Origin of the sequence: Salibacterium halotolerans (assembly GCF_900115625.1) — a bacterium.
GTDB classification, from domain to species: Bacteria; Bacillota; Bacilli; order Bacillales; family Marinococcaceae; genus Salibacterium; species Salibacterium halotolerans.
The window spans coordinates 39806-59448 of record NZ_FOXD01000018.1 but is presented as its reverse complement, the minus strand read 5'-3'; the positions used below and the strand labels follow the sequence as shown (position 1 = coordinate 59448).

19 protein-coding genes and 1 pseudogene are annotated in these 19643 nt (G+C 48.4%); 6 read left to right on the top strand and 14 right to left on the bottom strand.

The window, feature by feature from the left end:
• Positions 1 to 272: 272 nt before the first annotated feature.
• The 6 genes and pseudogenes from BM124_RS14105 to BM124_RS14085 form a co-directional block, all read right to left on the bottom strand.
• On the bottom strand, positions 273 to 695 hold the full coding sequence (locus tag BM124_RS14105; protein ID WP_093338459.1) for a disulfide oxidoreductase: 423 nt from the start codon (positions 693 to 695) through the stop codon (positions 273 to 275).
• Positions 695 to 1354, bottom strand: a complete 660-nt coding sequence (locus tag BM124_RS14100; RefSeq protein WP_093338458.1) for a DsbA family protein — start codon at positions 1352 to 1354, stop codon at positions 695 to 697. The genes BM124_RS14105 and BM124_RS14100 overlap by 1 nt, the downstream gene beginning before the upstream one ends.
• A gap of 189 nt (positions 1355 to 1543) precedes the next feature.
• The gene (locus BM124_RS14095; RefSeq protein WP_093338457.1) at positions 1544 to 2053 is read right to left on the bottom strand and encodes a helical membrane plugin domain-containing protein; all 510 of its coding nucleotides are present in this window, start codon (positions 2051 to 2053) and stop codon (positions 1544 to 1546) included.
• 1 nt (position 2054) lies between these two features.
• Entirely contained in the window at positions 2055 to 5000 is a 2946-nt protein-coding gene (fdhF, locus tag BM124_RS14090) for a formate dehydrogenase subunit alpha (RefSeq protein ID WP_244504349.1), read from the bottom strand.
• Positions 5001 to 5033: 33 nt separating this feature from the next.
• Positions 5034 to 5173: pseudogene (locus tag BM124_RS19740) on the bottom strand (Na-translocating system protein MpsC family protein); the annotation flags it as partial.
• Between the two features lie 15 nt (positions 5174 to 5188).
• Complete coding sequence (locus tag BM124_RS14085; RefSeq protein WP_093338478.1) at positions 5189 to 6505, bottom strand: L-lactate MFS transporter; 1317 nt, start codon at positions 6503 to 6505, stop codon at positions 5189 to 5191.
• 274 nt (positions 6506 to 6779) lie between these two features.
• On the opposite strand from BM124_RS14085, the gene fdhD reads away from it, so the two are divergent.
• Both fdhD and BM124_RS14075 read left to right on the top strand, forming a co-directional pair.
• The gene (fdhD, locus tag BM124_RS14080; RefSeq protein WP_093338455.1) at positions 6780 to 7583 is read left to right on the top strand and encodes a formate dehydrogenase accessory sulfurtransferase FdhD; all 804 of its coding nucleotides are present in this window, start codon (positions 6780 to 6782) and stop codon (positions 7581 to 7583) included.
• Positions 7580 to 7819 carry a hypothetical protein gene (locus tag BM124_RS14075; protein WP_425288593.1) on the top strand — a complete coding sequence of 80 codons (240 nt, stop codon included), beginning with the start codon at positions 7580 to 7582 and terminating at the stop codon, positions 7817 to 7819. Before fdhD ends, BM124_RS14075 begins: the two co-directional genes overlap by 4 nt.
• Before the next feature lie 68 nt (positions 7820 to 7887).
• Here the strand turns inward: BM124_RS14075 and BM124_RS14070 are convergent, their stop codons facing one another.
• The 6 genes from BM124_RS14070 to BM124_RS14045 form a co-directional block, all read right to left on the bottom strand.
• Complete coding sequence (locus tag BM124_RS14070) at positions 7888 to 8976, bottom strand: metal ABC transporter solute-binding protein, Zn/Mn family (RefSeq protein WP_093338451.1); 1089 nt, start codon at positions 8974 to 8976, stop codon at positions 7888 to 7890.
• 87 nt (positions 8977 to 9063) lie between these two features.
• On the bottom strand, positions 9064 to 10104 hold the full coding sequence (locus tag BM124_RS14065; RefSeq protein ID WP_093338450.1) for a DUF3231 family protein: 1041 nt from the start codon (positions 10102 to 10104) through the stop codon (positions 9064 to 9066).
• Complete coding sequence (locus BM124_RS14060) at positions 10067 to 10585, bottom strand: hypothetical protein (protein ID WP_093338449.1); 519 nt, start codon at positions 10583 to 10585, stop codon at positions 10067 to 10069. Before BM124_RS14060 ends, BM124_RS14065 begins: the two co-directional genes overlap by 38 nt.
• Positions 10586 to 10667: 82 nt before the next feature.
• Positions 10668 to 11780, bottom strand: coding sequence for a GerAB/ArcD/ProY family transporter (locus tag BM124_RS14055; protein WP_093338447.1), 1113 nt, complete (start codon positions 11778 to 11780; stop codon positions 10668 to 10670).
• A gap of 33 nt (positions 11781 to 11813) precedes the next feature.
• Entirely contained in the window at positions 11814 to 12986 is a 1173-nt protein-coding gene (locus tag BM124_RS14050) for a Ger(x)C family spore germination protein (protein WP_170841154.1), read from the bottom strand.
• A gap of 25 nt (positions 12987 to 13011) precedes the next feature.
• Entirely contained in the window at positions 13012 to 14631 is a 1620-nt protein-coding gene (locus BM124_RS14045) for a spore germination protein (RefSeq protein ID WP_093338444.1), read from the bottom strand.
• Positions 14632 to 14722: 91 nt separating this feature from the next.
• Here BM124_RS14045 and BM124_RS14040 point away from each other — a divergent pair, with 91 nt between their 5' ends.
• The gene (locus BM124_RS14040) at positions 14723 to 14962 is read left to right on the top strand and encodes a YczF family membrane protein (protein ID WP_093338442.1); all 240 of its coding nucleotides are present in this window, start codon (positions 14723 to 14725) and stop codon (positions 14960 to 14962) included.
• A 730-nt stretch (positions 14963 to 15692) separates the two neighbouring features.
• On the top strand, positions 15693 to 16598 hold the full coding sequence (locus BM124_RS14035; protein ID WP_093338441.1) for an SDR family oxidoreductase: 906 nt from the start codon (positions 15693 to 15695) through the stop codon (positions 16596 to 16598).
• A gap of 63 nt (positions 16599 to 16661) precedes the next feature.
• On the opposite strand, the gene BM124_RS14030 is transcribed toward BM124_RS14035, so the two are convergent.
• A complete protein-coding gene (locus BM124_RS14030) occupies positions 16662 to 17108 on the bottom strand; it encodes a nucleoside deaminase (protein ID WP_093338439.1) in 447 nt (148 codons plus the stop codon).
• A gap of 225 nt (positions 17109 to 17333) precedes the next feature.
• Positions 17334 to 17903, bottom strand: a complete 570-nt coding sequence (locus BM124_RS14025) for a hypothetical protein (RefSeq protein WP_093338438.1) — start codon at positions 17901 to 17903, stop codon at positions 17334 to 17336.
• Positions 17904 to 18083: 180 nt separating this feature from the next.
• On the opposite strand from BM124_RS14025, the gene BM124_RS14020 reads away from it, so the two are divergent.
• Positions 18084 to 18497 (top strand): VOC family protein, encoded by a 414-nt coding sequence (locus tag BM124_RS14020; protein ID WP_093338476.1) that lies wholly within the window; start codon positions 18084 to 18086, stop codon positions 18495 to 18497.
• A 282-nt stretch (positions 18498 to 18779) separates the two neighbouring features.
• A complete protein-coding gene (locus BM124_RS14015) occupies positions 18780 to 19541 on the top strand; it encodes an SDR family oxidoreductase (protein ID WP_093338436.1) in 762 nt (253 codons plus the stop codon).
• Positions 19542 to 19643 lie beyond the last annotated feature (102 nt).

Below are 19643 nucleotides of genomic sequence, written 5' to 3'. Positions count from 1 at the left end.
TAAATCCGGATGATGCAGTGCAGCGGAATTTTGGTAGAACGTTTTTCCTCCAGTTGCGTTTGCAATGCCTCCGCACGCCCTAAACGTCATTATGAAATGCGCCAGGGGACGTTTGACCCGCTCCCGGCAGCCGTAAACTGTCGTATGAACCATTCATGATTACGTTTATGCACAATTTCTCACCCGTTTTGGCCGCATGATGCTGGTCAACCAACCAAACCGGTCCGCGCCATCAAAAAAGCCGGATGACACGGCGTCATCCGGATGTTTCATCAGCCCTGCTTCCACTTAGCAAGCAGTGACAATAGGATAGTGATAAGCAAAAAGCCCAGCAAAGCAAGAAAGGGAATAGTGATGAAGCCGAATAGATTGATATACTGGCCCTGGCACGGAACCCCCTGGGCGCACGGTTTCACAGGCGCGAATCCGGGAACTTTCTGCATCAGGTCATGGTACACCGAAATCAGACCGCCCACCACTGGTAGAGGAAGCACGTACCGGATGACACGGGGATTATTATCAAAAGCTGCGATGCCGAGCACTATCACGAGCGGATACATCAGAATGCGCTGGTACCAGCAGAGTTTGCACGGTTCAAAACCAAGCACCCCGCTGAAATACAAACTCCCGAAAACAGCTGCTTCCGACACCAGCCACGCGGCATACAGTCCGTAAGAGAGTACAATCTTTCTCATCACCCTTGATTCAGCTCCTCTTCAATGGCTGCCTGGATCGCCTCCCAGTCAAGTGGATCCTCTATCAGCGTTCCATTCACCAAAATACTTGGGGTGAATTGAATATTATACTCATTTACAAGGGATTGATCAGTACTTACCTGTTCTGCATACGTCCCCTGCTGCACGTCCTCCATCAGCTGTTCCGATGTCGGGGCTCCGTCCACCTGCGCAGCCATATTCCCGAGCGATTCCGGGGTGACCCATACTTCGTCCTGTGACTGACCGCCCGGCTGGCTTTCAAAAATGGTCTGATGATACGACCAGAACGCCTCCGGGGTACGGTCCCACACCGATTCCGAGGCCAGTGCCGCAAGTCTTGACTTCTCACCGTGGAAAAGGGTATTCACATAAGTAAACGAGACATCGCCGCTGTTTATATAGTTTTGCTGAAGTTTCGGAAACACCATCTGGCTCCATGACTTACACGCCGGGCACTTATAGTCACCGAATTCCACCACCTGCACCGGCGCATCTTCTTCCCCCATCACCGGTTGATTATCCAGTTCCAGCTTCGATCCTGCCTGATTTCCTACCGGATTGTCGGGCCTTGTCATCAGAAAAACACCCATCGCAACAAACACCACGGCCGTCACAATAACCAGAATTTTTGATTTCATATGTACTGCCTGCCTTTCGTTCTATTACAAATGCTTCCTTCATTATACACGAAAATGAACCCCGTCGTGGTAATAGAATCCCTGAAAAAGACAAACACCCTTTCTTCGTAAAAAATCAGGCAGGGAGTTGTTCCCTGCCTGGTCTTGTTCACTTCGGCCTATCCGCGCAAATCCGCCGGTTTCACCATTCTAATCCGGCGGGGTCTTCCCTGTCTTCCTTTCCTCTTCCACCTCCTGCCCCATGCCTTTCAGGAAGGTGAGAAGAAGGGTGACCGCCCGGTTGACTTCCGGATCCTTTAATGATTTTACGAGATCCATGTACCCCGTCTTTTCCTCGGTGTCCCCTGCTTCACCTACACGCCTCAGGCCTTCGTTGACTTTCAGCAGCAGTGGCTCCACTTTTTCCACATCAAGTTTTCCCGCAACCCCCATCAGCAGGAGAAGATGACGAATTGCTTTCGTATTTTCTTCATTGTTCAGTGTGTCCGCGAGTACTTTCAACACCTTATCCCCGTCCGCGAACAGACCGTGCAGAAGAGATATCACACCGCGGTCATCCGCATGCTTCAGGGTAAACAGAGATTTCAGGATCACCTCTTTATTCTCTACCAAGGCATCTTCGATTTCACGGAGATCCTGTTCCCGCTGCTCTTCTTCTGTCCGCTCCTGTTTCTGGATATGCTGAATTTTTTCGGCCATGTTAACGATCCCATCCTTTCACGATGTCGCCAGGGAAGGTGTAATCGCTGCGCTGCCACTTTTTCTCCACCTGAACACCAATCTGCGGCTGCGGATTCCCGAAACGATGATTGATTTTCGGAAGTGGGGACGCACCCCCTTCCTCCAGCACTTCCATTTTCACCTGCACTTCTTTGTACGCCGGAGTATCGGTGTCTTTATCTGCATAACTGCTCGTGAGACGGTTGACCGCCCCGTCTCCGTCATCATTCAGCGGGATGTAGACTTCTTTTTTCTGTACCCGCTCTGTCACAAGGCACGGCAGTTTGACGGCGCCGTACGGGGAAATCAACCGTACAACCGTCCCATCACTCAAAGACCGTTCTTTTGCCAGCTGCGGGGATACTTCGACAAAGGCGCGCGGCGTGCCGCGTGTGATTCCTTCCGACTGATACGTCATGTTTCCTTCATGGAAATGTTCCAGCAGGCGTCCGTTGTTCACCTGCAGATCATATTCTTCCTTGTATTGCACCGGTTCCGTCCACTCAACCGGATAAAGGCGGGCCCGTCCGTCTTCAAACGGAAACCGGTCGGCAAACAGCATCGGTTCATCGGTGCCGTCAGCATGCACCGGCCACTGCAGGCTTTGATAGCCCTTTAGTTTTTGATAGGATACTCCTGCAAACAACGGCGTTAACGAGGCGGCTTCCTCCATGATCTCAGATGGATGTTCGTACTTCCAGCCCGCATCCAGACGGTTGGCAATGTCCATGATAATCTTCCAGTCCGGACGGGAATCACCGAGCGGCACCAAGGCCTGGTACAACCGCTGAATCCGGCGTTCTGTATTGGTGAAAGTCCCGTCTTTCTCCAGACTCGGACTCGCCGGAAGTACGACATCCGCAAACTGGGCGGTGGTGGTGAGAAACAAGTCCTGTACGACAAAGAATTCCAGTTTTTCAAAAGCCTCGTGCACGTAGTTGATATTGGAATCGACGATCCCCATATCTTCGCCTTTGAGATACATCGACTTCAGTTTGCCGTCATGAATGGCATCCACCATTTCATGATTGTTCAGCCCTTTTTCTTTCGGAATGTCCACCTGCCAGGCTTCTTCAAAACGTCGCCGCACCTCATCATCACTAACAAACTGATAGCCTGGAAAGCGGTCCGGCATGCTTCCGAAATCGCTGGCTCCCTGCACGTTATTATGGCCGCGGAGAGGGTAAGCGCCGGTTCCGGGCCGGCCGTAGTTGCCGGTGATAAGAAGCAGGTTGGATATCGCTGTACTCGTATCGCTTCCGCCCTGGTGCTGGGTGACACCCATTGCCCAGAGAATACAGACGCTGCCCGCCTCATGAATCATTTCGGCGGTACGGATTAAATCTTCCTGAGAGACGCCGGTCATTTCCGCTGCATATTCCATCGTGTACGGCGCGAGAGTTTCTTTATAATGTTCCACCCCGTTCACATTCTGCTCCAGGAAGGAATCAGCTGCCCATCCCTGATCCACGATATATTTGGTCACCGCAGAAAGCCAGATCAGATCCGTGCCGGATTCCGGACGGATAAACAAGTCCGACCGCTGCGCCATTTCATGTTTCCGCAGATCGGATACAATCAACTTCTGGCCGTGAAGCTTGTGAGAGCTTTTCACTCTGGTTGAGAGCACCGGATGGGACTCCGATGTGTTCGACCCTATCGCAATGATAAGTTCACTCTTCTGAATGTCGGTGATGGATCCGGAGTCCCCGCCGTAACCGACGGTGCGGAACAGCCCCATTGTCGCCGGGCTCTGGCAGTAACGGGAGCAGTTGTCGATATTGTTCGTGCCGATGACGCCCCTTGCCAGCTTCTGCATTAAGTAAGATTCTTCATTGGTACACTTGGATGAACTGATGAAACTGAGCGCGTCCGCGCCGTGTTCCTCTTTGATATCGGTAAACTTTCGCCTGATCAAATCCAGCGCTTCGGTCCATTCCGCTTCCCGGAACATCTGCCCTTCCCGAATCAGAGGCTTTGTCAGACGCTCTTCGCTGTTTACAAAATCCCAGCCGAACTTCCCTTTCACACAGGTGGAAATCCCGTTGGCCGGAGCCTCCTGCTGCGGTTCGATTTTTAAGATGTCACGGCCCTTCGTCCAGACGTCAAAACTGCAGCCGACCCCGCAGTACGTACAAACCGTCTTTGTCTTATCAATACGACTGTCCCGCATCGAGGCTTCCATATCCGACAAAGCCATGATTGAGCTGTAACCTGTCTCCACGCCTTTTGTAATATCAATGAGCGGACGCAGGGTGTCTTCCTTCATGCCGGTCATGTAGCCGGCTTCTCCTTCCATGCCGGTTTCCATCATCGCATTGCACGGGCAGACAGTGGAGCAGTGCCCGCACGACACACAGGACGATTCTTCAATCGGTACGTCATTGTCCCAAATCACCCGCGGTTGTTCCCGTTCCCAGTCAATCGCGAGCGTTTCGGTCACCTGTACGTCCTGACAGGCTTCGACGCAGCGTCCGCACAGAATGCACTGATCCGGATCATACCGGTAAAAGCTGTTTCGATCTTTATCATAGGGTTTGGGTTCAAACGGTACGCTCTGATGCTCGATTTTCATTTCTTTCACTGTATTGTGAATTTCACAGTTTCCGTTATTGTAATCGCAGACCGTACAGTACAGCTCATGGTTGTAAAGAATGCGGTCCATCGCAATCTTCTGCGCATCTTTTACATCTTTGGAAACGGTGTTGAATTCATCCCCGCCACTAACTCCCGAGGAACAGGCGCGGACAAGCACGCCGTTTTTTTCCACGATACAGGTGTCGCACGTCTCAATAGCCCCGAGACTTGGGTGATAACAGACGGAAGGAATCTGCTGCTCATCGTCTATTAAAGCATTCAGGGCTGAAACATTCTCATCCACCGTTACCTTTTTTCCGTTGATTTTCACTTCCATTTTACCTGCCAACCCGTCCACTCCTTTCCATCATCATTAGAACCAACTGCTCACCCTTTTCTCGACAAGGGAAAAGTTCCCCTGCATCTCACATATGGCCGCGTTTTTGCAGAATATTGTCGTCATATGACCCGGTGGCAGAACGACCGCACTGGATTACTGAACCCGGCTTCATGTTTGTTCATAGATCTTCAGCTCTTTCACCCCGCTTCTTCCTGTCGTTGTTTTCGTTTCAGGAGATTAATATCCCTTCTGATCCAAAAAGAAATCAGTAAAGCCACAGCAATCATTACCCCGAAAATGTACAGCGTAGCGGTGTAGCTTTGTGTCGCCTCGCGGACAGTGGAAGATATGCTCGGCCCTGCAAGGCCTGCCGCCGCCCAGGCGGTGAGAATGTAGCCGTGAATCGCTCCCAGCTCTTTCGTGCCGAATAGATCACCGATATAAGCAGGAATGGATGCAAAACCGCCGCCGTAACACGAAATGATAATAAACAAAAGAATCTGAAACACAATAACCTGCCCCATGACCGGAAGCATAAAGTAAGCAGCAACCTGAATAACAAAAAACGTCGTGTAAACATTGGCACGGCCGATGTAATCAGAAACCGACGCCCAGATAATGCGGCCGAGACCGTTGAAAAATCCCATAATTCCCACCATTGTTGCTGCAGCCGCTGAAGAAAGTCCTGCAATTTCCTCCCCCATCGGAGCAGCTACAGCCAGTATAGCTATTCCGCACGTTACGTTAATAAACAACATCAGCCACAAAAACCAGAAACGTCTTGTTTTCACTGCTTCATTGGCAATAAGCTCGGACAGGTCTGCCTTTTTCTTCGTTTTTTCCTGCGTTTTATCCTGCATGTAACCTTCAGGCGGACGTTCCAGATACAATGCAGAAGCCGTCATGAAGCAAAGAAAAATAATGCCGATGATAAAAAATGTATTAGCAATACCGACGGTCCCCATAAGTGCCTCCTGCAGCGGACTGAAGATGACAGCGGAAAATCCGAATCCCATGATCGCAAGTCCTGTTGCGAGGCCTCTTCGATCCGGAAACCATTTAACGAGGGAGGAAACCGGTGTAATATAACCGATGCCCAGTCCAATACCGCCAAAAACGCCGTAAGAAATAAGGAGAAGAATGAGGGACTCTACCGTCACAGCCAACCCGGAACCAAGCACACCGGCCCCGAAAAAACCAGCTGCTGTAAGGCCTGACACCCGGGGGCCGTATTTTTCTACAAAACGGCCCAGAAATGCTGCTGACAGACCAAGGAATAAAATAGCAAGACTAAACGCGAAGTTGACCCAGAACAAGTCCCAGCCCATCTCTTCCTGTAGTGGATTGGTAAATACGCTCCATGCATACACCGAACCGATAGAGATATGGATGCCGACCGCTGACAATGCAATCAACCATCTGTTTTTCCGCTTTCCCGCCACTGGATTCACCCCTTTTGTTTTGATTGGTTCCTGCTTAAATAAAAAACGACGTTCCCCCAAAACAAACGACATGATTGTCTTGAAAAAACGACACACACACAGTTGAAGCAGGAACGCTGCTCCACCCAAAAGAAACCGCTTACAAAAATCCGTGCAGATGATAATAACAGGAGGGTTGCTACACAGGTATGCATTCACAAAATATTCATATTTTCTCCATTCTACAATGACCACCTTGCTTTTTCAATAACTTTGATAATTCCAATTATTCGGACATATAATTGATTCCTATTTCGGATATTGATATGATGAAGGCATCAAATTCGGCTGCAGGAGGGGGAGGTTGATGACAAGCCATATCAGTGAACCGCGTCCCATCACATCGTACCGGGCAGGTGTGGTGAGTGCAGCGGCAGATACGATCGTGAAGGAGACACCATTGACCATTTATGTAAATGGAGATGAATTTGCCACCATGGTTTGTTCCCCGGAGCATCTTCGTGAAATGGTGGTGGGCTTTCTTGCCTCCGAGGGAATTATTTTAGTTTACAACGATATCTTTCGTCTGGAGCTGGACGAGGAATCTGGATTTGCCTATGTTCATCTTTACAAGAAGCCCAACCTTTCCTTCTCCGGACATTCCAAGCGTTTCATCGGATCATGCTGCGGTAAAAGCCGGCAGTTCTATTTTCACAATGACATGAAAATGGCAAAAACATCCCGTACATCCGCCCAATTGTCTCCGTCACGCTGCGCTTCCTTAATGCAGGCGATGCAGGAAGACAGCGAAGCGTTCCACCAAACCGGGGGTGTTCATAATGCTGCTCTTTGTTCCACGGATGAACTGCTGCTTTCGCGCATGGATATCGGCCGCCATAATGCGCTTGATAAACTGTACGGACACTGTCTCATGCATCACTGGAGTGTGCGCGATAAGGTTCTTGTCTTCAGCGGCAGATTGTCCTCGGAAGTACTGACAAAAGCAGCCAAAATAGGTGTCGGTATCGTACTTTCCAAGTCCGCTCCGACCAGTCTCGCCATCGACCTGGCCGATGACCTTAATATTACCGCCGTCGGATTTGTGCGTGGAGACAAGCTGAATGTCTACACCCACAGTGAGCGTATTTTTGAAGAAGGAGTGTATTCATGATGGGTTCATGTCCTATAGACCACAGCCTGGATGATGTGAAGCAAAAACTGGAAGATCAAAAAGATGTCATGCCGGCTGCATTGTATCATGACACCGCCCGTTTTTTTCACGACGAACAGCCTCAGTCGATTTTAAATGAAGGGTTTCATCTGCTGAAAAAATACGACCTCGCCGGACAGGAGGAAAAGGAGAACAGAAATGCTGCACTACAGCAGCTTTTGCAGCGCGGGGAATAACCTACAACCGGAACGCTTGATAGACAAAACCAGGCAGGGAACTGTTCCCTGCCTGGTTTTGTCAGCTGTTAATGATTGTGTCCCTCATGGCTGTGGTTATGACCTTCATGGTCGTGGCTGCTGTGATCGTGCCCTTCATGGCTGTGTTCTTTCCCACTCTCTGATGAACGGCCGGCATCTACGGAATACTGGAGGGCGGTTTTCATGTTTTCGATATTCTGCCGCATCAGGCTGAAATAGTCTTCTCCCGCTTCGATCTCTTCTTCGGTAAGCGTTGCGAGATTATGAAGAGTAAGGGCTTTGGCGCCTGCTTCTTCCTGAACGACTTCGGTTACTTTCGATGACACATTCTGCTCCAGCATAACATGGTTGATGCCGCTGTTTTCGATGGTATCAATGATGGACTGCAGCTCTTTCTGGGAAGGTTCGGCCGAAGGTGAAATACCAGTCACGGCCATTTGATTCAAACCGTACCGGTCTTCCCAATATCCGTATCCGGCATGGGATACGATAAACGTATTGTTTTCTGCTTCTTCTGCCATCGTGCTGAACTCTTCATGCAGAGTATTCAGGTCTTCTTTCAGCGTCTGATAATTCTCCGCAAACATCTCTTCTTTTTCCGGGCGGAGTTCAATAAGCATGTCTCTAATATTGGCGGCCGCCTCCTGAGCAAGTACAGGATCCAGCCAGACGTGGGGATCCACACTGCTTTCATGCTGATGGGCATGCTCTCCTTCGCCGTGACTGTGGTTGTGGCCGGAGGAGGCTTCCCGCAGGTTCAGCCCTTCCGTTACTGCAAGCGAGGTTACGTTTTCATCCGCAGCGGTATCATTAACCGCATCCGCAAAACCCTCCAGTCCCGCTCCATTGTACATAAATGCATCGGACTCGGCGATATCAATCATTGTCTGCGATGTTGGTTCGAAGCTGTGGGCATCGGCGCCTGCCGGGACAAGATTTTCCACTTCCACCTCGCTTCCGCCTATCCTTTCCGCAAAATCCTTCCAGGCAGACAATGTTGTATAAATATGTAGAGGTTCTTCTTCCCCGGTTTCCTGAGACTCACCACTGGCTCCTTCCCCGTTTCCTGAACCGCAGGCGGATACAATACCAGCAGTCAGCAGTATGGCCGTAAGTATAAGACCCCATTTTTTCATGATATATTCCCCTTTCGTAACGATTACGATAAATCCTTCATTAGTATATCGTCATCGTTACGATTTGTAAACAGGAATGATTTCGACTTATTCTTTTTTCCGGCTCAATTTATCCCTATCTGCAGTTTCCGGAGGTTGTTCCATCCAGTTATGCTTAATCATGATTTCCACGCCGCTTTTTGCGTATCTCGCAACTTCCAATGATAACCTCTCATAGTTCAGAGCCAGATCTGTGCGCAGGCTCGAAGCAGCAGCGAGTGCATAATTTCCCGTGCCGGCAGCTGTTAAAACCGACATATGAAACATCATCAGTTTATCCGAAAACGTACGAGTCGTCGAACCACTGACGCCGAGGTCGGGAAGTCTTGCTGCCACAATATCATTTTCCTCCAGCGTGGAAGCAAATATCTTAATATGCTTCGTTGCAATATCTTTTCCCCGGATCATATAATCCTGTATCTCTTTGGACATGGACGTCTGCGCAAAAGCAATGGCCAGTTTCTCTCCAATCGTGTTTGTGAGAATGTTCATATACAGATAAGCTATTTCCACCGCATTTAATGCCCGTTTGTTACGGAGAGGGTTAAGACCGCTCAAGTATCGCTTCCCTTCAATGTACTCCTGTTCTTTTGGAACCTCCAGATAAGGGTAAGTGGCGTGAATGCCCTTGGAAACAGCCGTTTCCGTGGTGTGATTATACAAAGAAGAAGTATCTGACAACAGCCTCGTATAAAAGGAACGGATATCTTCGCGGCGGCTCATCCCAAGAAAACCGCCGTAATTTATCATCCCGACCTTGGACATATGGTGCACGTACGTTAAACAAAAAATATCTGAAAAAAGCCACGGGGCGTCCATATGAACATCACCTTCGGAAAAACCATCCGGCATCACGTAGGCTTCCGCTTCAAAAAAAGACCGTATCTCTTCCAGATAACGCTGTGCAATATCATAAGACTTCTGTACCGCTTCCTTAATCTCCTTATCCTGTATATGCTGAAGCATAAACGAAAGCATGACAGTCGACATACTATTGTTCATATACGACGTCCATAAGTTTCCTATTTCTGCAGATGTTAGATGGCCTTGTTTATCCACCGCTTCTTCCTCCTCTTTCTTTTTGTTCATTGTCCTTTTGTCTGCTGCTCATCAATATGGTTCTGATTAATGAGCCGATGCCGAACCCCAGAGGGAGAAACAGCATCGGCAGCCACATGGGACCGATTTTTTGTCCGAAGAATGTAAACACAGGTGAAAAAATAAGACCTACCGTAACAAAATAGGCTGAAAACGCCATTGGAAGATACGAAAAGGGCTTTTCTCCTCCTCCTGCTTCCCGGTAGGCATCCCATATTCCAAAAAAATACAGACATGGGTAAAACATCAGCCATTGATAGTCCGTCTGCTCAATGGCCTGCTGAATCTTACCGTTAAAACTAAGCACGATGACGGTATTAAAATGCCCACATACATTAACGAGCGTTTCCAGAAAAACAAGCAGCAGTCCTTTCACATATTGCTTCAATATTAAATGTCCGAACCCAGGCAGCGCGATACTCCATAGCACGATTTCCAGTTTTTTGCTCTGTTTTTCTCCATTAATATTCATACTGATTCTCCTGTTTTCTGCTTCATTCCAGCTTCTTACTGAACTTACTTTTCAACTGGAAAACCGATTATTTCTTAGTTTTTCAAGATTGTTTCCGCTTATTCATCGAGTGCCGCTTTTTCAACGCGGCTACCGTCAAAAGAAGAGCCGGCAGAATGACATGAAGCGGCAGATGCATATATAACGGCACGAAGCGCAGCCCTTCTTTAATGTGCTCGGCATAACCGCTGGCAATCACCATGGATAAAAACAGGAGAACAAGACCCAGCGGAAATATCAGGCTGGAGATTTCTTTCACGCGAAATAAATCGGACACTCCGATAACGACTGCGTAAAAATAGATGCTTATTTTCACGAACCCCCCCACGATTATAGCAATCATGAAAAAGACATCGAGACGCTCCAGAAATTCTGCTACCTGAATGGCTTGAATAGTGTTCAAAAGCGGAAACTGTGAACGCTCGGTCAGATCTACTCCCAGTACAGCAATATTCACCGCCATGGTAATTGTCAAATTAATGCCACTCAGTACAAGCGCGGAAAACATAGCAGGTTTGATTTTATCCGGACGGTTTACATAAGGCAGAATCATAAAAAAGACGACTGCTTCTCCAAACGGCACATACAACGTCTCCGTGCCGGCTGTTTTCAGAATACGGCCTATGCCTCCTTCCAGTACTGGTTTCAGGTGGTCTATGTTGATCAAACCTGATACCACAATCAGTATGGATCCGGTTACAGCCAATACATAAAGAACGACAAACAAGATCTCTCCTGTCCTGGCAATCACCTCAATACCTTTATGAATGACATACAGGACGATAAGCAAAAGAAGGGCATTTATAATAAAAAGCGGAGTTTCCGTATAGGTAGACGTGACGAGCATTTCTCCAAAATCACGCAGTACTCGTGCACCGTTGTACATAAAAAGTAATATATAGAGGTATGCTGCGATTTTTCCAAAAAAAGGGCCGAAAATATGCTGCATATAAGAGGTGGGAAGCATGTCCGGGTAAAACAGATACAGTCGGTAATACATCCAGAACAAAAAAAGACTCCCACACATCCCTGTCAGCACAGCCAGCCAGGCATCCTGTTTTGCCTCGATGCCTAAAGACAGCAGGAGGGCACTTCCCATTTCGAATAAAAAGATCAGCACAAACAACTGCCCGGCGTTTATCTTTGCCCTCTCCATCCGTTCCACCCCCCTGTCCCGGCCTCATCCTGATCAATTCCTGTGAAAGGGTTCATTGCGCAGCCCGGTCCGCCGGATAAATACATCCACCGAAACATCCACCTGTACATCAGGGAAATATCTTTCATCCCATTCCTTTTTCCATCTTTTCCATGCTTCCGGATCCGTCCGGTGGACCACTGCACCGAATCCGAGAATATCGGTTTCCAGATCCTGCGCCTTATCGACCGCACTCAGAATACTTTGTTTGATTGTCTCTTCCACCTTCTGTTCCATTTTGTTCAAAACATCAGGGGATGCTAAATTAATGGGTATTTTTACTTCACTGGCATTTCCTTCGGCGGCTATGTCCACCTTCATTCGTATGTCCCCCCCTTTCTCCACATCGGCCGTAACCTTGGTCTGCTGCCGCATCAAGTCATAGACAGCCGCGTGCTTTTCTCCTTCCCAGTTTACGGAAACCGCTGTGTTTTTTACCTTATTGAGCAGCCAGACGATCCCTTTGGAGGTTTCACCTGTTGTCATATCAACCATTCTTCCATCTTTAAAAACGGCCAGACCGGCAGCTTTCAGGCGGCCGGCGGGGTTGGTCTGCTGAATGCTCTGAAGTGTCTCCCCCTTATTTCGAGTCGTATGAAAGGTGGTGACAACCGGCTCCTCACCGGACGACACGAGTTTGGCAATCAGCTCCCTTATACTTACACTTACATGCTCCCCCCATGCTTTTTCTGTTGCCTTCATGGTATTAATAATTTTATCGGACGGGACTTTATCAATACTACTCAACGTTTTCATGATATCTTCTGCGTCAGACCGGTAAGAGATTACTACTTTGGCGCTGGAACGGAATTCATGGTCACGTTCCAGCACTTCGAACACCTGCAGAATTCCTTTCTCCTGTGCCAGCTTTTCACTGATCACGATAAGATTCGTGTGGGCATAGTACATATGCCGCGATACCTTTTTGGATATTTTACGGTTAATTTCGGTAAGGTTCCAACCGGATTCGGTGAAGGTCGATACAGGCGGGCTTGCCGATTCTCCCGTTCCCTGTGTGCTTTCCCCGGCTACATTCCCCGGATTAATAACCTGTACCGTCACGGTGTAGCGTCCATCTTTTTCCAGATCAACCCCCATCGCTGAAACAAGTGCAAGATCAGGAAGTTCCTCATTACTCCAGCACCCGGAAAGCAATATTATTCCCAACAATGCAGAGGTCAGACAACACAATCTAGTCTTCATCCAGTTCACCTGTATTCTTCCGTTGTTTCCGGATACTTTGTGTACCGGGAGCTTCCGGTTTCAAGTTCTCTCCCTGGCGCACACTATTCTGCCCGCTGATAAGACGAGGACGTTCTTTCGCTTCCCACCACGGCAGGCGGATCACCGAATCTTCAAAATCTGCGCGGATGAACGGAGCAAGAGGAGCCATATAAGGCACACCGAAGGAACGGAGTCCGCATAGATGGGCGGTAATCACAATGAACGACAAAATCAACCCGTAAAATCCGAAAGAGGCCGCGATCACCATTAGAATAAAACGAATCATGCGGGCGGCAACAGCCATGGAATAGGACGGCGTTGTAAAACTTGCAATCGCCGTAATTGCCACGATAATCACCATCGCCGGCGAAACAATTCCTGCCTGTACCGCTGACTGGCCGATTACAAGAGCCCCCACAATCGACACCGTCTGCCCGACGGCTTTCGGCATGCGGATACCTGCTTCCCGTAAAATCTCAAACGTCGTTTCCATAATGAACGCCTCAATCACCGCCGGAAAAGGAACCGCTTCACGCTGTGCCGACAGTACAATCAAAAGCTGCGTCGGAATCATCTCCTGGTGAAACGTCGTGGCTGCCACATATGTGGCAGGAGCGTAAAGGGAAATTAAAAAAACCATAATCCGGAGCATCCGCAGAGAAGAAGCGATAAAAGAACGGCTGTAATAATCATCAACTGACTGAAAAAATTGAATGAAAACCGCGGGCATATGCAGAATAAACGGACTGCCGTCTACAAAGACAGCCACCCGTCCCTCGAGGATGTTGCCGGCAGCAGAATCCGGGCGCTCCGTAAAATGAATAGTCGGGAAGGGAGAAGACGGCTGATCTTCTATCAATTCTTCGATATAGCCTGAGTCAAGAATACTCCCCATGTCTATTTGTTTTAGACGGCGGCGGACTTCCTCTACCACTTTGTTATCTGCTATCCCTTCAAGATACATAATTTCTACATTTGTTTTCGTTTGACGGCCGATTTTCATCGTTTTCACCCTCAGATTCGGGTTTTTGATTCGACGGCGTACCATCGCAGTATTAGTCCGAATCGACTCGGTAAATCCTTCCCGGGGTCCGCGGATTGATATTTCGGTAGGCGGCTCTTCCACCGCACGCCGTTCGCCGCCAATGGTACTCGCACTTAATGCTTTTGCGGCACCATCGATGAACAGAACCGCCCTCCCGATGGTCACCGCTTCAAAAAGCGTTTCCCAATCCGATACCGGGTCAATTCCCCCAAGAGCAATAACCTGTTCTGCAATGAACTCCGGGACGTCCTGTTGTTGAACGGGCGATGCCGGAACCTGAAGCTGCAGCAGCGGTTCCAGGAGAAACTCATCAATGGATAAATTATCGACAATGCCGTCAATGTATACAACTGCCGCTTCCCATTGCATCCCTCCCGTCGTTAACGTCCGGATTACCACATCCGAACTGTTTCCAGTTCTCTTTTTGAACTCCTTCAGATTCTCCTTCAGAGAAGTTTCTAACGGCGTCCTGTTTTTCTGGTCCGCGATGGAATGAGTCTGCTGTTTTTTGGATCTGAACAAACGTCGTAATCGATAGGGCATAGCAACCTTGCTTTCTTTGTATTTACGGTTAGTGTGATTCCTTTGCACCTGCAATATACATAACGTCAGCCTGAAAGGAACAGTATAGGAAATGGAGATGATAAATGTGAAAATAGCGGGCATTGTATGTTTACTTTTCAGCACGCTGATTGGGGTTTCCCTGATTCTCGACATGGCGATGGGATTTAATAGAAAAGATGCTGTCCGAAACGCCTTTATTCCGTTCCGGGTCATGGATGTTGGCGAAACTGCAGTGATTGGGTTGTTTCTCCTGTTATTAGCAGCGGATCTGATAATGACCTTTATACGAAAAAGGAAAGGAAAAGGCTAGGATAAAATGACACGGTGTTTCAGGCACTCATTCATACTGTGACCAAAGCCGTTCCTAAAGGAGTACAATGAACTAATGAAGAAATTGCGCATATGGTTTCCGTGAAGACTGCCACATCGATCACTTGCTGCGCTGAAGCCATATCAAAATCCTTCCGCAGTGACGTCGCTGTGATTTTTTTGAGATGCAGACACACTTAATGCAGTTCGCCCAGCTCTTTAGAAGTGTCATAAAAAACGCGGCAGGCTGCACACACCACCTTCCTGCATCCCTGCCCGGGTCCCGGCACGTCGCATCCTTTTCAGCAGCCGGAAAGCTAATTTAATCTTGTTTTTACAGAATACTTGATTGGTCATACGGCCCGGTGCTAACCCTGCGAATATACGGAATGTTGACAAAAAAAGACTTCGGAAGCCCCGAAGCCGTTCTCTTTTTTATATCACCGGATAATACGGTTCGTATCTTGGATAACAGAAATACGGGGGTCTCGGACCTATTTTGGGCAGGGAAAACGGACGAGGGTTGCCATTATAATAAACGTTTACCCTTTCCTCCGACTGATGAAGCAGCAGCACATTTTCCTGGGAATAAAACATTTTCTAAACCTCCAATCTTTTTTCACCTTATTCCTTCCCACCTTATCGTGAGCATGTCCTTTGTCAAAAAGCTTCTGCACGGCTGATGACTAAAAAACATAAGGTGAAAGAAATAAGACTTTGGAGGTTTTTTCATGGCATCCTTTAATTATCCGTTGTACCCCAATTATGGTAAAGTCACTCAATATGAAGAGGTTCCTATGACAGTACCGGAACAGCGTCAATATCGACAGCCGGGACTGGAAAAACTCATGAACCCGCGCCCGATCGTCGAAAATCCCAACTATCAGGGAAGCGGCAAACTAACTGGAAAGACTGCACTGATTACCGGAGGGGACAGCGGCATTGGAGCCGCTGCAGCCATCGCCTTCGCCAAAGAAGGGGCAGATGTAGCGATTTCCTATTTAGATGAGCAGGAGGATGCCCAACGGACGAAACGACGTGTCGAAGAACTGGGACAACGCTGTCTTTTACTGCCTGGAGATATGAGAGAAAAACAGCAGTGTGTTTATATTGTAGAAGAAACCGTGGCTGTCTTCGGGCAGCTCGATATTCTCTGTAACCATGTCGGCATTCAATTTCAGCAGTTAAGTCTGCTTGATATTAGTGATGAACAATTTGACGACACGTTTAAAGTGAACATATACTCACATTTTTACACTACCAGGGCAGCTCTTCCCCATTTGCAGGCGGGAAGTTCAATTATTAATACCGCTTCTGTTGTGACCTATGATGGTAACAAACAATTAATGGATTATACGGCATCAAAAGGTGCGAATGTTGGGTTTACTCGGGCTTTAGCAAATAACCTGGTGAACCAGGGAATACGGGTGAACGCCGTTGCACCGGGTCGTATTTGGACACCATTGATTCCAGCAAGTTTTTCAGCGGATGAAGTGACGATGGCTGGGAATCCCATGGGCCGACAGGGACAGCCTTTCGAACTGGCTCCCACCTACGTTTACCTGGCTTCGGACGATTCCCGTTTTGTGACAGGCCAGACCCTCCACGTCAACGGCGGACAATGGACTTCTTCCTAGCGTTTAGGAATCCGGCATCTGCAGCGGTTGAATACAGCAGGTTGATAATCGGACAGACCCTCCTCATCTATTCCAACGCTGTATCAGGTCTTCCTGGCTTTCCTTTTTCAGCATTTGAATCATCGAGACTTTACGTGCCTGTTTTGGCTTCTGTAGATCATCATAAATGATTTTGGAAAGGTCCAGACCTGCTGCTGCCGCTTCTTCTACCGTTCCTGCATAGTAAACCGTCTCGATGCCGGTGAAATACATCGCCGACAGGCACATTGGACACGGCTCCCCGCTGGCATACATCGTATATCCTGACAAGTCGTATGTCTTGTGCTCCTGCTGTACGCTTCGAATAGCTTCCATTTCGGCATGCGCACTCACGTCATACCCGCGGTGCAGTTCATTCACCCCTTCAGCCGCAATCCGTCCATTCTTCACAAGTACGGCGCCAAACGGGCGGCCACCTTCTTCTGCATTGCGAAGAGCAAGTTCGACCGCCCGCTCCAAAAAAAAGCTCATCTTATTCCCTCCCGGTTAAACAGCTTGTCCCTGATACCCTTCCATAGCGGCATGATTCATTAATCCAAAGGGCTGGGCGGGTACCATATTAATCATTATACAAGGGGTGCCAAGGGGTGGGAAGTGAAATTGTGGTGAGCCGTGTGAGGGGGCTGGTGAAACGGTCTGCTCCAACAAACACGGCAGGACTCCTCTCTACTCACATCCTGCTGATACGAATCCATCTTAGCCATCATCTGCATCAGGGGTGATAAATCGTTTAATCCCTGTTATGAACCAATATGATATATAAGCGATAACGATATCAATAAGAAAAACGTAAAACTGATTCATGCCACGGGTGAATTCCACCAAGCCTATCACTCTTTCCACGGACATAAACACGAAAACAAATACCGCGCTTAAAACGATCGTACAGATATAAAAATTTTTCTTATGATTGGTACAGTACTGGTACAACAGCAGAAAGCCGACAGGAAGCAGAGACGTGGTCACGGTTAACGCAAACGGGAGCAGAGGCGTTATAAAATGAGTGTGAGTTAGATAGTTGTAGTTTTCCAGTATCATATCAATATAAGTCCAGAGTAAATGAACGGTATATCCGAAACAAAACAGTTCAAATATTCTGTTTCTGTCTATAAAATACAGTAGTAACAGCGGGAACACCAATAACGAAAGTACGACCCAGAATTCCCAGTCCCCTACATTCGAATAGCCACTCCAATAAGAAGAAATAAGCGAATTCAACTCATCCTTTGTCTCCTGTATCTGATTCCAGTACTCTCTGTAGCTCATATGATATCCCCCTATAAAGTTCCTCTTTCTAATGTTTCCGCAACAAAGACATTCATGCATTGAAGTTTCATTTTGATCAACATAAAACTAAAGAGAAACATCATTCACCGTGTGAAAGGGCCGGTTTCTCCTATAAAATGAAATCAGGAGTCACGTTTCATGAACAGGAAGGGGATCAGAATGGACAAAATGATCGATCATATCGGTATAGCCGTACGGGATATAGAAGGAAGCAAAGCTTTTTACATCAATGTGCTGGGAGGCACGTTCATAGACCATTACATCAGCGAAGCTCCCGGAGTGGAAAGTGAGGTGGCCGTTCTTCACGTCAACGGCCTTCAGACAGAACTGCTGGCGCCGACCAGTAATGCGACATCCCCGATTGCACGTTTTATCAAGCAGAAAGGCAAAGGCGTTCATCATATCGCCTACCGCGTGCACAATCTCGATGAAGCACTGAAGGAGTTGGAGGAACAGGGAATCCGCGTCCTCGATCATACGCGCCGGATAAATAAACACGGCAGACGTCTCATCTACTTAAACCCGGCGGATACGGAAGGCACCATTATCGAGTACTGTGATTACCCTGAATAAAACCGGCCCCGGACGGTGAAGTGCAGCACCTTCCGCCCGGGGCTGGATGTTTGCCGCTCACCATCTGCTCGAGATACTTTACAGTAATTCCACCACCCGTTCATAAAATCAGTCATACCAAACATCTCGGGAGGGTGAAGATGCAGGAGCATCAATGGGACAGATGAGAGGACCAGCGTAAACAGATACTCTGACATAAGTTATAAAATGAGATAAGATAAGTGGAGAAATGCTTTTGGGCATGCATGGTTTCCATCTTTTATTTACGAGGAGGTCATTTCTGTGAGATTGGAAGGAAAAACAGCTGTCATTACCGGTGCTGCTTCAGGTATGGGAAAAGCGATCGCGGAGCGTTTTGCAGATGAGGGCGCCAAGGTGGCGGCCGTCGATATCAATAAGGAAGGGGTAAAAACAGTCGCGGACACCATCGCGTCCAACGGCGGCATTGCTTCAGGGATAGCCGCCGATATCACTCGTCGGGCCGATATTGAAAACATGATCGACACGGCTGCAGCGACGCACGGCACGATAGATATTCTCGTGAACAATGCCGGAGTGATGGACGGGATGGAAGCCGCCGGCGACATTTCCGATGACAAGTGGGATCTGCTTTTTGATATTAATACAAAAGCGGTAATGCGCGCCATCCGTCACGCGCTGCCGATTTTTCTGGAAAAACAGAAAGGTGTCATTATCAACACGGCTTCCACCGGCGGATTGAACGGCGCACATGCCGGAGCTGCCTATACCGCCTCAAAACATGCGGTGGTCGGCCTGACGAAAAACACCGGTTTTATGTATGCCGAACAAGGCATCCGCTGTAATGCGATTGCACCGGGCGGCGTCCAGACAAACATTCAGTCCTCTATTCATGATGTGAGCGAATTTGGAGCAGGACGGACCCAATTGACCCAGAGCGTGATGCCCCGGGCAGGGGAGCCGGATGACATCGCGGCGCTCGCGGTTTTTCTCGCCTCTGATGAAGCAAGTTTTATCAACGGTACCGTGATCACAGCCGATGCCGGATGGACGGCGGGCTTTTGAACGGATATTTACGGCTTCCCTATGCTGATGACAGAAAAAGAGCCTCAGAGGTCACACCTCCGGGCTCCTTTTTTATATTCTATTTCTGTCCTGCAAAGAAAG